The following is a 13,258-nucleotide window of genomic DNA, read 5'->3' on the forward strand; positions in this document are numbered from 1 at the left end:
GAAATGAATCACAAGATCATTTGTTTGATAAGTAATTTATAGGTGTGCTGCCTAGGCGAATCGGTGCGAATCAGTCAACCGAAAGTGATTCGCTGTGGCCAAAATTCCGCATTTTTCTTCGATTCGCCCTCCGATTCGCTCTAAGTAGCGAATCGGTGCCTCTGGATTAGCCGTTTTCCCGCAAAATCCGGCCCGCCAGGTAGAGCGATCCGCAAATCAGCACCCGCGCCAGCGGATCCGCGGCGGTGATCGCGCCAAGGGCTTCGGCGACCGAGGCGGCGCTTCGGGTGGCGATGCCGAGGTCGCGCGCCACTTCGGCGGTTTCCTCGGCGCTGAGGGTTGCGGCCTCGCCGGGGATCTCGACGGCGGTCAGGCTGCTGGCCTCATCGGCGAGCGGACGCAGGAACCCGGCGACATCCTTGGTCCGCAACATGCCACAGATCAGATGGGTCGGACGTTTGGGCAGGCTGGCCAGATGCCGCCCCAATGCCTCGCCCGCTGCCGGGTTGTGACCGCCGTCGAGCCAGAGTTCGGCCTGGGGGGCGCTGTCTTTCAGCGGGCCATGGGTCAGCTTTTGCATCCGGGCGGGCCATTCGGCGCGGGTCAGCGCCGCCTCGAACGCCGGTTCGGGCAGGTCGAGATGGCGCAGCACCGCCAGGGCGGCACCGGCATTGTCGAATTGATGGGCGCCGGGGAGTATGGGGGCGGGCAGATCCAGCAGCCCGCGCTCATCCTGATAGATCAGGCGACCGCGTTCCTCCCAGACATGCCACTGCTGGCCCTGGGCGATCAGCGGCGTGGCGAGGCGCGCTGCCCGCGCCTCGATCGCCTCGATCGCCGCTTCGGCCTGCGGGCCGACGACGCAGGGCACCCCGCGTTTCAGGATTCCGGCCTTTTCAAAAGCGATCTGGCCCAGGGTTTCGCCGAGGTATTGCTGATGGTCGATGGAGACCGGGGTGATCACCGTCATTGCGGGGCTGTCGATCACATTGGTTGCGTCCAGCCGACCGCCCAACCCGACTTCGAGCAGGCAGTAATCCGCAGGCTCGCGGGCAAACGCCAACAGCGCCGCACAGGTGGTGATTTCGAAATAGGTGATCGAGCCGCCGCCATTGCGGGCGACGCATTCGTCCAGCACCTCGGCCAGCTGCGCCTCGGGGATCAGATCGCCGGCCAGGCGGATGCGTTCGTGAAACCGGGCCAGATGTGGCGAGGTATAGACATGCACGCGCTTGCCCGCGGCCTCCAGCCCGGCGCGGATCATCGCCAGGGTCGAACCCTTGCCATTGGTTCCGGCGACATGGATCACCGGTGGCAGATGTTCTTGCGGATCGCCAAGCTCACCCAGCAGCCGCCACATCCTGTCCAGGGTCAGGTCGATGATCTTGGGATGCAGCGCCATCATCCTTTCGAGGATGACATCGGAATGCGCAGTCACGATTTGTCAGACTCAGGCGCCGGGGCTTTCTTGGGCTTGGCGGCGGCGGGTTTGGCCTCCGGCTCAACCTCGGGCATGGCCGCACCCTTGTCTTCCGATGCGGGCAATTCCTGGCCCGCCGGGGCGGGCAGATCGCCTTTGATCTCAGGGCCCAGCTTGAGCAGCATCCGGGTGATGCGGATCAATTCGTCGCGCATCGCGGTGCGCGGGGTGACCCGATCCAGCATCCCGTGATCCAGCAGGTATTCGGCACGCTGGAAGCCTTCGGGCAGCTTTTCGCGAATCGTCTGTTCGATGACCCTCGGCCCGGCAAAGCAGATCAGCGCGTTGGGCTCGGCGATATGGACATCGCCCAGCATCGCATAAGAGGCGGTGACGCCGCCGGTGGTCGGGTGAGTCAGCACCACGATATAGGGCAGCCCCGCCTCTTTCAGCATCTGCAGCGCCACGGTGGTGCGTGGCATCTGCATCAGCGACAGGATCCCCTCCTGCATCCGGGCGCCACCGGCGGCGGAGAACAGGATCAGCGGTGTCTTGGTCTTGGTGGCGCGTTCGGCGGCGGCGACGATGGCATTGCCGACATACATCCCCATCGAACCGCCCATAAAGGTAAAGTCCTGCGCCGCCGCGACAATCGGCGTGCGCCCGATCTTGCCCTCGGCGACCAACATCGCCTCGTCCTCGCCGGTGTCTTTCTGCGCGGCGCGCATCCGTTCGGGATAGCGTTTCTGGTCACGGAAATGCAGCGGGTCGGCCAGCGGTTCGCTGACCTCGACCTCAGTAAACACACCACCATCAAACAGGGCAGAGAACCGCGCCCTCGGGGTGATATGCATGTGATGGCCGCACTGGGTGCAGACGTTCAGATTGTCCGTCAGCTCACGGTGGAACAGCATGGTTCCGCATTCATCGCATTTCGACCATAGGTTTTCCGGCACCTCGCGGCGCGAAAAGATCGAATTGATCCGGGGGCGGACGTAATTGGTGATCCAGTTCATGCGGGCCTATCCCCAAGGCGGCGTTCGCTGTCCGAGATAGTCGCGCCGGAACCGGATTGCAATCACCGCAGCCAACCTGGTGCCGGTGCCCGGTTAACGGCGGATCACCAACCGGGCGGTGAGCCAGGACAGCCAGACCACGCCAAGGTCGATCATCAGTTGCAGATCCAGCACCGTGCCCGCCGGATCCGCGCCGCCTGCTTCTGCCGCAGGGAACAGCAACAGCGCCAAGCCGCTGTCGGCGCCTCCGGCCTCGCCGAACAGCAGAAAGGCATAGGCGTTGTTGGCCAGGTGCAGGCCCATCGCGGCGCCCAGATTGCCGGTCCGTGCGGTCAGATCCGATGCGGCCAGGCCAAAGCAGAAGGCCCAGATCACATAGTGCCAGCTCTCGATCAGGCTTTCGCCATTGTCCCAATGGGCTGCGGCGAACAGCAGATTGGGCACCAGCAGCCAGACCCAGGTGGCGTTGAACCGCGCGGCCAGCTGCTGCTGGATATAGCCGCGATAGAGGATTTCCTCGGTGCTGATCTGAATCAGCAGGGCGGTCAGGCCGATTGGCACGGTCAGCAGCCAGAGCAGCGGGTTGCGATGATCGGTCAGGGCGTCGCGGCTCCACCAGGGCGGAAGCAGCTCGATCACGATATAAAGGGTGGCCACTGCGCCGAAGACCGCGATCAGGGTGGGCACCACCTCGTCGATTCGTCCCACCGCCGACCAGATTGATCGACCATGCTGGCGCTGCATCACCGAAGCCAGGCAGAGACCGAGCAGGGCAAAGGACGCCAGTTGCAAGATCAGGCCGACGGGCGTGGCGCCGTAAAAGATGTCCTCGGCCAGCGCCGGGTTGATCGCGCCGATCAATTGGTCGAACAGCGACAGCAGAAAGGCGAACATGAATTCGACCGCCAGAATGCCGAACACCAGCCGCCAGAGGGCGCGCGAGGCCCGGGCCGGTGCGGCGAAACCCGGATGCCGGGCATAGATTGCCGGGGTCATCGCCGGATCGCCAGGCGGGCCGCCAGCCAGAGCAGGAGCATCAGGCCGAGCTCGACAGTAATCTGGTCGCGCAGGGCCGGGTCGGACATCTCGACCGGCAAGCGATAGAGCGCCAGGCCGTTGAGGGCGGTGCCCGGCGCCAGTATCAGAATCGCGGCGAAGTTGTTGATGAAATGCAGGGCGATGGCCGGGCCGAGCGTGCCGCTGCGCGCGGTCAGGTCGGCGGCCAGCAGGCCAAAGGCGAAGGCGGGCAGGACCATCCAGGGGGCGTTGGCTCCGGCTTCGGCCGGGCTGTAATGCAGCGCAGCGAATATCAAGCTGGGCAGCAGCAGCCAGATCAGCGGGTGTTGGAACCGCGCCGCCAGCTGGCTTTGCAGATAGCCGCGAAACAGCACTTCTTCGGCGGTGACTTGAACCGCCAGGGCCAGTATTGCCGGGGCCAGCCAGCTCAGCCAGACGCTGAAGGGCAGGTTGACCAATACATCGCCCAGATCGGCGCCGGGCAGGGCCAGCCCCAGCAGCAGGATGGCGATGCCAGCCGGAATAACCCGCAGCCCGAGGTCGAGGCTGTGGCGCCAGGGGCCGAACAGGCTGCGAAAGCGGCGCCGGTGCAGCACCCAGAGGGCCAGAATCAGGCCGGGAAAGACACAGAGGAAACTGGCCAGAAGCGCCAGCGCCGATTGCGGCGTCGCGCCCTGGGTATTGGCCAGCATCGGCGTCTGGTCGCGGGCGATGCTGATCCCGGTCCAGGCCACCACCAGCAGGATATAGACAGCGGCGATCAGGCCGACGCCCGCAATCAGACGCCAAAGCGCCGGTTGCTTTCTGGCCGGTTCGATCAGCGCTTGATGGGGGGCATAGGACATGGCGGCGAAGGTATCGCCGCAGCGCGACGGCTGCAATCGGCGCTGAATGCGGCATCGCGGTATTGTGCAAGGCCTTGCAGCACACTGGGCTAAGGCGGCATGATGTGGCAGATGGATGTGCAAACCTGGGGGGAGGGGCACGGTGCGGCGAAATCTGGTGATGCGCAATATCGGCGGTGGCCTGGGTCTGTTTGCTCTGGCCGGTTGCCTGGCGCTGCCCGAGGACACCGCAGACACGCCGCCGCCGACTGGCGAGGGGTTGTTCGCGATCCTGTCGACGACGTCGCGCCCGCCAGGCGATCCGCTGCCGCAGGCACCGATTGCCGGGGGCGATATTCTGATCACCGGGCCCGAGGGCTATTGCGTCGATGCTCGGTCGCTGCGCAATCGCGCCTCTGGCGGCTTTGCGCTGCTGGCCTCGTGCTATGTGATGAGCGGTGGCACGGACGGTTTGCCGGTGACCCCGGTGATCATGACGGTTTCCGCCGCGCCCGAGGACAAGCTGCACGGGGTGCCCGATGCGGATTCCATGGCCGAGGCCTTTGACCCGGCCAAGGTTCTGACCAGCCGCAATGTCCAGGGCGTGACCTTGCTGCAGCTGGATCAGGGGGGCGACGCGACCTTGAAGGATGCCGATCCCAAACATTGGCGTGGGGCGTTGGCGCTGAATGGCTATATCGTCGGCCTGGCGGTCTATGGTCCCAAGGGCAGCTATACCTCTGAGGAGGGCGGCGGCGCTTTGGTCATCGAACTGGCGCAGACCCTGCGCGCCGCCGACCGGCGCCACAAAGCTGCGCTTGCCGCCGCGCGACGCGACGCGGTGAGCCCCCCCCCAAGGCAGAGGACAACCTCGAGAAAGGTGGCGGAAATGCCGCGCCCGGCAGGCATGGCGGTTTGCTTGGTGGCCTCTTTCAGTAAGGCTTTCTAATCTACTGTCTGACAGATCCGCGCGGACAGGGACGCAGGCGGAGCGGGTTCAGGGACAAGGGCGACACAACTGGAATGGCGAAAAAAGACGGCTCTCTCCTCGACCGGTTGGCATGGCGGCGCGAATTCCGGCGCTGGAAACGTCTGGCGGCCGCGGCCGGGGTCAGCGACCTGGCCAGCCTCAGGCGGCACCGGGTGCAGGCGCGCCAGCTGCGCACCCATATCGATCAGCTGATCCATGTCGCCGACGGGCGGCTGGCGCTGCCACGGATCGGATCGAATGCCTTTCACGTCCCGCATGGGTCCGACTGGGCCTGGCGGCCCGAGCTGTGGCGCGGCCCGCTTGGCGAACAGGGCAAGGCCTCGGTCCGGTCGAAATCGATGCTGGGTAACGAGGTGACGCTGTTTCATGATTGCGACCGGAGCGAGCTGACCCTGCGCCAGCTGCGCAACCTGCGCGAGGCGGATCTGGCGCCCTTCGGCTTGCGGATGGATGTGTTCGCCTTTGACGGATCGTTCCTGTCGCTGGTCATTGATTTCCCGCCTGATGCGGTCGCGGGGCTGAAACGCCGCCATCTGATCCGGCTGGATACGATTGTCGAGCTGGAAAAGCCGTTGGAGATCTTTGCCCGGTTGAACATCAAGCACGGGCCGAACACCGAACAATTGGTGCGTGAGCTGCCGTTGCACGACGACGAGCGGATGGTGGAATTCGACCTGGCCTATTCCAACCTGAACGAAAAGCGGGTGGAACGGATCTGGCTCGACCTGATCTTTGAAGGGCCGGAAATGAATCAGGTGGTGATCCGCGACCTGACCTTCAGCCGCCGCCCGCGCGCCGAACTCTGATCAAGGAATATCGGGATGAGCGATCTGATAATCACCAAGACACGGTTCAACGCCGGGATCTGGGAGGGTGTGATCAGTGGTGCTGAAGCTGCACCGTCGATCGGGGTCAGCTTTGGCGATGATCCGGTGGCGGGAGTCGAATTGTCGGCGCTCGACCAGCCCGGGCAGTTTCTGATCAAGGTTCCGGTGCCCGACGCAGCGGTCGGCGACGGCATTCATACGATCGTGCTCACTGATCTGGAGGATGGCGCGATTCTGAACAGCTTTGCCATCCTCGCCGGGGAAGCGCTGACCGACACCATGCGTGCCGAGATCGATTTGCTGCGCGAAGAACTGGATTTGTTGAAGCGCGCCTTTCGCCGGCACTGCGTCGACACCGCCTGAACACCGGCCATCAACACCAACAATCGCCAAGCCCTGTTGACAGAATCGCTCTTGGCGGTGCCGCTGTGGCTGTTTCCCTGCCATGACCAATCCCTGACATTACCCCGATATTGTCGGTCCCCCGCCCCGATCCTGCCCGAATTCCAAACGATATATTTACCTCAACGAACAGTGGAACAGGTGACAGCAAAATGGACCGTTTGACCGAAATGGAGGCTTTCGCCACCGTCGTGGACCAGGGCGGTTTCACGGACGCGGCGAGGAAGATGGGGATTTCAAAATCCGCAGTTTCCAAGCATGTCTCTTCCCTTGAGGCGCGCCTTGGTGCCCGCCTTCTGAACCGGACCACCCGCCGAGTGAGCCCAACCGAAATTGGCCTGGCGTATTATGACCGTGCCCGCCGCGTTCTGAACGACGCCGGAGAGGCGGATGCGCTGGTGACCTCGATGCAATCGGCGCCCTCGGGCCTGCTGCGGATCTCGGTCGCGACGGATTTTGGTGTCAATCACCTGTCCCCGGTGCTGGGCGGGTTCCTTGCGGAATTCCCTGACATCACCGTGAACATGGTGCTGAACAACCGTTACGTTGAACTGATTTCCGAAGGTTTCGACATGGCCATCCGCATCGGCGAGCTGGAAGACAGCACGCTGCGGGCCCGCAAGCTGACCGAGACCTCGAAACGGATGATCGCCAGCCCCGGGTATTTCGAAAAATACGGACGTCCCGGCAAGATCGATGATCTGAACGATCACAAGCTTTTGCATTATTCCAGCCAGGCCTCGGGCAATGTCTGGAAGATCACGGCGCCCTCTGGTGAAAAACGCCAGATCCGCACCGCCGGCTGGTTGAGCGTGAACGATGGCCAAAGCCTGCTGAACGCCGCAATCGCCGGACTCGGCATCGCCTATCTGCCCAGCTTTCTCTATGCCGACGCGATGGAGAAGGGATTGGTCGAAGACGCGATCCCCGATCTTCCGGTTGAGCTTCAGGGCATCTATGCGGTCTACCCGCCGGGCCGGTTCACCCAGCCCAAGGTCCGCGCCTTTATCGATTTTCTGGTCCATGCCTTTGCCGACAAGGGTCCGACCGACTGGAACTGACGAATTCTTCTTCCCCGTGCCTGCCAAGGCAAACTGCCCCGTGCTTTCTGAGCCGGGGCATTTTTTTTGCCCGGTGCGGTGTCAGGCCAGGCCCAGCCCGGCCTTGAGCGCCAGTTCGGGCGAGGCCAGAACCGGAACGGCAAGGTCACTCAGCAGATCGCGCGACGGTGCCAGGGTGCTGTCGAGGGCATAGGCCATCACGATCCGGCCCGCCGCCTGCATCATCGGGCGGTCGATCCGGGTGGTGCCTGTCGCCTCGGCCGCCGGGCCAAGCGTGGTGCAGGTGCAGATCACCGGGCATCGGCGGCGGTGACGCCCTGCGCCCGCGCCTCATCGAGCCAAGTCTCGCGGACCTCTTGAACCAGCACCGCCTCCGGTGCCAGCCGGTCGCGAAGCGCGGCAAAAGCCGACTGATGCGCGGGCGATCTGTGCAGCAGGGCCAGTGTCATGCGGCTAGTGGTAAAGCACCGGCCAGAGCGATGCCACGAGCAGGATCGCCATGGTCCAGTTGAACAGCCGCAGCCGCGACGGTTTGGTGAGCAGGCGGCGCAATTGCTGCCCCATCGCCGCCCAGGTGCAAATCGAGGGCAGGTTGGTCATGGCAAAGACCGCCGCAACCATGGCGATGGTCAAAAGCGTGCGGTCGGCGGCGTAGACGGTGATCGCGGTCAGCGCCATCGTCCAGGCCTTGGGGTTGACCCATTGGAACAGCGCCGCCTGGAAAAAGTTCAACGGCCGCTTGCCGGTGGCATCCTGAACCTCGGGCGCGGCGGCATGGGCGATTTTCCACGCCAGCCACAGCATGTAGGCGACCGCCACCACCTTGAGGAGCGTCTGGCTGAGCGGATAGGCATCAAACACCCGGATCAGCCCGATCCCGACCAGCATCACCATCACGCTATGGCCGATGGAAATGCCCAGCATATGCGGTACTGTCCGGCGAAAGCCGAAATTGGCGCCCGACGCGAGCAGCATCAGGTTGTTCGGCCCCGGCGTGATCGACGAGACAAAGGCAAAGGCCATCAGCGCGGTAAAGATTTCATGTGTCATCGGCGCAGGTTAGCTGCGCCGTATTGGTATTTTGTTGCTATCTGCAGCGCAGTAACGGATGTTGCGCAACAAATGACGAAGATAGACAAGATAGATCGTCAGATATTGCGCGAAATGACCGGCAATGGTCGAATCAGCAATCTTGAACTGGCTGACCGGGTCGGGCTGTCGCCCTCGGCCTGTCTGCGCCGGGTGACGGCGTTGGAGCGCAGCGGGGTGATCCGTGGCTATCGTGCGGTGCTGGACCCCGGGCGGCTGGGCATCGGCTTTACCGCTTATGTGACGGTCGGGCTGAACGAACACACCAAGGCGGCGCAAGATGCGTTTGAAAAGGCGATCTCGCAGGCGCCGGAGGTGCGCGAGTGCCACAACATCACCGGCAACCGGGAATATCTGCTGCGGATCGAAGCCAGCGACCTGACCGCCTACAAGCGGTTCCATACCGATGTTCTGGGCACCCTGCCGCAGGTCAGTGCCATCACCAGCTATGTGGTGATGGGGTCGTCCAAGGATGACCGGGCTTGAGCCCGCGTCTTAGCGGCAATAGGCGGTCTGGCCGTTATAAGCGGCGGTGAAACCGGTGAGGTCGATCGGCAGTTGCTGCCCGGAGATCTGCAACTCGCTCCCCTTGCGCATCGCATCAAAGACCGCCGATTCCGTCGCTTCGTCGGTAAAGCGCAGCGCGTAGCTGTGAATGTCGGATTTGGTATAGGCCGGGTCCGGGGTGGTGCCAGTGAAGGTCGCTGTCGCCTGGTGTTGGATGTCACCAACGCGCAGCATCACCGGTGCAGAATCGCTCGCCAGTGGATCGGGAAAGCCGAGCTTGATGGTGCGATCCAGGGTGCCGCCCGACAGGATGCAGCTGATGGAGAAATATTCGCCGATCTGGCCGCGCGGCACGGTCAGGAACATCAGCGCGCCGTTCTGTTCGGCAAGCTTGGATTGCACCCATTGGCCTTCGTAAACGATCATCTGATCGGTTTCGATAACATCCGCCGCCAGCAAGGGTGCGGCAGAAATAATGAGGGTGGCAGCGAATGCTGTCAGGCGCATGTCTCATCCTTTCGGTGTCAATCGGCGAACAAGGTTTCAAAACTGGGTGTCAATGACAAGCCTTGGCTGCGGCTGAAACCGGGATAGAGGCCGCAAACCGGGGCTGATCAAGTGAAAGTGTGCTGTAACCCGCAAAACCTTGCCGGACTGATCGCTTCGGCGCAGGGTGGCCGCAACTGGGGATCAGATGGGGAAGGGATATCCATGACTAATGCGGTCAGCGCGCTGGAGGTTCTGGCGCTGCTATTTGTGTTGTTGTTTGGTCTGGTCTTGGCGATGGCGGTTGTTCTCTTCGTCATCGATAGGGTTCAGAGCAAAGACGCCATCCGGCGCAATTACCCGGTGATCGGGCGGTTTCGCGAACTGTTTTCCAAGCTGGGCGAATTTTTCCGGCAGTATTTCTTTGCGATGGATCGCGAAGAGATGCCGTTCAACCGGGCGCAGCGGGATTGGGTTTACAATTCCACCGAAGGCAAGGGGAACACCATCGCGTTTGGTTCTACCCGGAACCTGTCGATCCCCGGCACCGCGATTTTCGTCAACGACACCTTTCCGCCCCTCGATGATCAATTTGCCCTGACCCAGCCTCTGGTGATCGGGCCATTGTGCCGCACGCCCTATGCGGCGCCGTCGTTTTTTAACATCTCTGGCATGTCCTATGGCGCGATTTCGCGGCCTGCAGTGCGGGCGTTGAGCCGGGGCGCCGCCAAGGCGGGCATCTGGATGAACACCGGCGAGGGCGGGCTCAGCCCCTATCACCTTGAGGGCGGCTGCGACATCGTCTTTCAGATCGGTACCGCCAAATACGGGGCCCGCAACGTCGAGGGCGGGCTTGATGATGACAAGCTGGTCAGTATCGCGGCGCATCCGCAGGTGCGGATGTTCGAGATCAAGCTGGCGCAGGGGGCCAAGCCCGGCAAGGGCGGTATTCTGCCCGGCGCGAAGGTGAACGAAGAGATCGCCGGTATTCGCGGGATTACCGTGGGCCAGGACAGCATCTCGCCCAACCGGCATGTCGAGGTCGCGGATTTTGCATCGCTGCTGGATATGGTTGGCCATATTCGCGAGGTCACCGGCAAGCCGGTCGGCTTTAAGACGGTGATCGGATCCTCGGACGCTTATGAAACGCTGTTCGAAGAGATCACCAAACGCGGTCCGGAAAGCGCGCCGGATTTCATCACCATCGACGGTGGCGAGGGTGGGACCGGTGCCGCACCGATGCCGCTGATGGATCTGGTCGGCATGCCGATCCGCGAGGCGTTGCTGCGGATCGTCGATATGCGCGACCGGTTCGGATTGAAGGATCGCATCCGGATTATTGCCAGCGGCAAGCTGGTGAACCCGTCGGATGTGGCGTGGGCGATCTGCGCGGGCGCCGATTTCGTCACCTCGGCGCGCGGCTTCATGTTCAGTCTGGGCTGCATCCAGGCGCTGAAATGCAACAAGAACACCTGCCCGACCGGGATCACCACCCATGACCCGCATTTGCAACGGGGGCTGGTGGTGAAGGAGAAATATGTCAACGTCGCCAATTACGCCAAGTCGATCATCAAGGAGGTGGAGACCATCGCCCATTCGGTCGGCGTTGCCGAGCCGCGGCTGATGCGACGGCGGCATGTGCGGGTGGTGCAGGCGAATGGTGAATCGGTGGTGCTGCGCAAATTGCGCCCGTCCTGGGACCCGAGCATGGGGGACGACCAGCGCCCGCTGGGCTGATCGGCCGCGCTTTGCCCTGGATGTCACAGAGCGCACAAACGCGTGAGATTTGCTGGTTGGCTGAAACGTTTCGGGGGCCCGGCCCGTATTGTTTGGCAGCCATCCAGCAGGAGAGACGCCCAATGCAACTGATCCGCACACAGAAATTCCGCGACCGAGACGTCACCGACGAAGCCATCTACCTGAGCCGACGCCAGATCATTGGCGGGGCCGCGGCGGGACTCGGGCTGGCGGGTCTGGCGGGCCCGGCGCAGGCGGCGCCCGAGGGGCTGGAGCCGAACGCCTATGAGGACATCATCGGCTATAACAATTACTACGAATTCGGCACCTCCAAATCCGATCCGGCGAAACACGCCCATAGTCTGACGACCAAGCCCTGGTCGGTGAAGATCGACGGCATGGTCGACAGGCCCGGCGATTATGGGCTGGAGGACATCCTGGCGGCGGCGACGATCGAGGAACGTATCTACCGGCACCGCTGCGTCGAGGCCTGGTCGATGGTGATCCCTTGGAACGGCTTTACCCTGTCCAGCCTGCTGGATCGGGTCGGGGTGCAATCGGGCGCCAAATATGTGGCCTTTGAGACAATCGCCCGGCCCGAGGAAATGCCCGGCCTGCGATTCCCGGTGCTGAACTGGCCGTACCGCGAAGGGCTGCGCCTGGATGAGGCGATGCATCCGCTGACGATTCTGGCCAATGGCATCTACGGCAAGGACATCCTGAACCAGAACGGCGCGCCACTGCGGCTGGTGGTGCCGTGGAAATACGGGTTCAAGGGGATCAAGAGCATTGTTCGCATCACCCTGCAGGACAAAGAGCCCTTTACCTCGTGGAACGATGCGAACCGCCGGGAATACGGATTCTATTCCAATGTGAATCCGCAGGTGGATCATCCGCGCTGGTCGCAGGAAACCGAACGGGTGATCGGCGCTGGCCTGTTCGGGTCACGGCGCCAGACCGACATGTTCAACGGCTATGGTGACGAGGTGGCCAGCCTCTATGCCGGCATGGATCTGAAGAAGCAGTTTTGAGATGAGTGCCGACAGCATCAACAAGGCGACCCGCAGGTTGCCCGCCTGGCCCCTCTATGTGCTCGGCGCATTGCCACCGGTCTGGCTGATCTTTTCGGGCTTTACCGGCGGGCTCGGCATCGACCCGGTGAAAGTGATGGAACACCAGATGGGCGAATGGGGGCTGTGGCTGCTGATCGCCGGGCTGGCGGTGACGCCGCTGCAGCGCTTTGCCGGGGTCCGGCTGATCAAATACCGCCGGGCGATCGGCGTGCTGGCGTTCTTCTATATCTTTCTGCATCTGCTGATCTGGCTGGTGCTGGATGTGCAGATCGTCAGCCAGATCATCAAGGACATCTACAAGCGACCCTATATCACCATCGGCATGGCTGCCTTTGTGTTGATGATCCCGTTGGGGCTGACCTCAAACAACTGGTCGTTGCGCAAGCTGGGGCCGCGTTGGCGCAAGCTGCACAAGCTGGTCTATCTGATCGTGCCTCTGGGCGGCCTCCACTTTTTGATGCTGGTGAAGGGGTTTCAGATCGAACCCCTGGTCTATCTGACCGGGATCGCGACATTGCTGGTGCTGCGGATCAAGCTGCAGAGGCCGAGACGGGCGCGGGCGGCCTGATTGCGCCTCTTGGCGGTCTCAGCCGCCGGATCGGCCAGGCCAGGCCGCAAGACCAGGGGGCGACTCGCCAAAACCGCGCGAGTCGCCCCGATTCACATTTTTGAAGACCGATTCACCGGGTGACTCGGTCGTTTTTGCCGGGGAGTCGGCCGGGATTCTGGCCCCTCTTGGGGGTAACCCTGTGGGTAACCCTAAATCTGGTATCCACCCCGGCAAACGCGCGTGGCGGCGTGGCGGAAA

General features: G+C 62.9%; 16 protein-coding genes. 8 read left to right on the forward strand and 8 right to left on the reverse strand.

What is annotated here, in order from left to right:
* Window positions 1-166: 166 nt before the first annotated feature.
* From P1U48_RS17625 to P1U48_RS17640, 4 genes are all read right to left on the reverse strand, one after another.
* A complete protein-coding gene (locus P1U48_RS17625) occupies window positions 167-1,405 on the reverse strand; it encodes a folylpolyglutamate synthase/dihydrofolate synthase family protein (protein WP_301070589.1) in 1,239 nt (412 codons plus the stop codon).
* Between the two features lie 29 nt (window positions 1,406-1,434).
* Window positions 1,435-2,436 carry an acetyl-CoA carboxylase, carboxyltransferase subunit beta gene (gene accD / locus P1U48_RS17630; RefSeq protein ID WP_301070561.1) on the reverse strand — a complete coding sequence of 334 codons (1,002 nt, stop codon included), beginning with the start codon at window positions 2,434-2,436 and terminating at the stop codon, window positions 1,435-1,437.
* 93 nt (window positions 2,437-2,529) lie between these two features.
* Window positions 2,530-3,432, reverse strand: coding sequence for a CPBP family intramembrane glutamic endopeptidase (locus P1U48_RS17635; RefSeq protein ID WP_301070563.1), 903 nt, complete (start codon window positions 3,430-3,432; stop codon window positions 2,530-2,532).
* A complete protein-coding gene (locus tag P1U48_RS17640; protein WP_301070565.1) occupies window positions 3,429-4,298 on the reverse strand; it encodes a CPBP family intramembrane glutamic endopeptidase in 870 nt (289 codons plus the stop codon). The genes P1U48_RS17635 and P1U48_RS17640 overlap by 4 nt, the downstream gene beginning before the upstream one ends.
* Before the next feature lie 142 nt (window positions 4,299-4,440).
* Here P1U48_RS17640 and P1U48_RS17645 point away from each other — a divergent pair, with 142 nt between their 5' ends.
* From P1U48_RS17645 to P1U48_RS17660, 4 genes are all read left to right on the forward strand, one after another.
* Window positions 4,441-5,226: a hypothetical protein gene (locus tag P1U48_RS17645; RefSeq protein WP_301070567.1), complete on the forward strand. Its 786-nt coding sequence runs from the start codon at window positions 4,441-4,443 to the stop codon at window positions 5,224-5,226.
* 74 nt (window positions 5,227-5,300) lie between these two features.
* Window positions 5,301-6,074, forward strand: coding sequence for a DUF6478 family protein (locus P1U48_RS17650; RefSeq protein ID WP_301070569.1), 774 nt, complete (start codon window positions 5,301-5,303; stop codon window positions 6,072-6,074).
* 15 nt (window positions 6,075-6,089) lie between these two features.
* Window positions 6,090-6,458, forward strand: a complete 369-nt coding sequence (locus tag P1U48_RS17655) for a hypothetical protein (RefSeq protein ID WP_301070571.1) — start codon at window positions 6,090-6,092, stop codon at window positions 6,456-6,458.
* Between the two features lie 191 nt (window positions 6,459-6,649).
* Window positions 6,650-7,558, forward strand: coding sequence for a LysR family transcriptional regulator (locus tag P1U48_RS17660; protein ID WP_301070572.1), 909 nt, complete (start codon window positions 6,650-6,652; stop codon window positions 7,556-7,558).
* Window positions 7,559-7,639: 81 nt separating this feature from the next.
* On the opposite strand, the gene P1U48_RS17665 is transcribed toward P1U48_RS17660, so the two are convergent.
* Genes P1U48_RS17665 through P1U48_RS17675 form a run of 3 tightly spaced genes read right to left on the reverse strand, consistent with a single transcriptional unit; the run spans window position 7,640 to window position 8,608 of the window.
* Complete coding sequence (locus tag P1U48_RS17665) at window positions 7,640-7,852, reverse strand: hypothetical protein (protein ID WP_301070574.1); 213 nt, start codon at window positions 7,850-7,852, stop codon at window positions 7,640-7,642.
* A complete protein-coding gene (locus P1U48_RS17670; RefSeq protein WP_301070576.1) occupies window positions 7,849-8,007 on the reverse strand; it encodes a hypothetical protein in 159 nt (52 codons plus the stop codon). The genes P1U48_RS17665 and P1U48_RS17670 overlap by 4 nt, the downstream gene beginning before the upstream one ends.
* A 4-nt stretch (window positions 8,008-8,011) precedes the next feature.
* The gene (locus P1U48_RS17675; RefSeq protein WP_301070578.1) at window positions 8,012-8,608 is read right to left on the reverse strand and encodes a LysE family translocator; all 597 of its coding nucleotides are present in this window, start codon (window positions 8,606-8,608) and stop codon (window positions 8,012-8,014) included.
* A gap of 72 nt (window positions 8,609-8,680) precedes the next feature.
* Here P1U48_RS17675 and P1U48_RS17680 point away from each other — a divergent pair, with 72 nt between their 5' ends.
* On the forward strand, window positions 8,681-9,133 hold the full coding sequence (locus P1U48_RS17680; protein WP_301070580.1) for an Lrp/AsnC family transcriptional regulator: 453 nt from the start codon (window positions 8,681-8,683) through the stop codon (window positions 9,131-9,133).
* A gap of 9 nt (window positions 9,134-9,142) precedes the next feature.
* Here the strand turns inward: P1U48_RS17680 and P1U48_RS17685 are convergent, their stop codons facing one another.
* Entirely contained in the window at window positions 9,143-9,661 is a 519-nt protein-coding gene (locus P1U48_RS17685) for a hypothetical protein (protein ID WP_301070581.1), read from the reverse strand.
* A 204-nt stretch (window positions 9,662-9,865) separates the two neighbouring features.
* Between P1U48_RS17685 and P1U48_RS17690 the strand changes: the two genes are divergently transcribed.
* From P1U48_RS17690 to msrQ, 3 genes are all read left to right on the forward strand, one after another.
* Window positions 9,866-11,377, forward strand: coding sequence for an FMN-binding glutamate synthase family protein (locus tag P1U48_RS17690; RefSeq protein ID WP_301070583.1), 1,512 nt, complete (start codon window positions 9,866-9,868; stop codon window positions 11,375-11,377).
* A 122-nt stretch (window positions 11,378-11,499) separates the two neighbouring features.
* A complete protein-coding gene (gene msrP, locus P1U48_RS17695) occupies window positions 11,500-12,408 on the forward strand; it encodes a protein-methionine-sulfoxide reductase catalytic subunit MsrP (RefSeq protein ID WP_301070585.1) in 909 nt (302 codons plus the stop codon).
* 1 nt (window position 12,409) lies between these two features.
* Window positions 12,410-13,018 carry a protein-methionine-sulfoxide reductase heme-binding subunit MsrQ gene (gene msrQ / locus P1U48_RS17700; protein ID WP_301070587.1) on the forward strand — a complete coding sequence of 203 codons (609 nt, stop codon included), beginning with the start codon at window positions 12,410-12,412 and terminating at the stop codon, window positions 13,016-13,018.
* Window positions 13,019-13,258 lie beyond the last annotated feature (240 nt).

Origin of the sequence: Pseudooceanicola sp. (assembly GCF_029213205.1) — a bacterium.
GTDB lineage: Bacteria > Pseudomonadota > Alphaproteobacteria > Rhodobacterales > Rhodobacteraceae > Pseudooceanicola.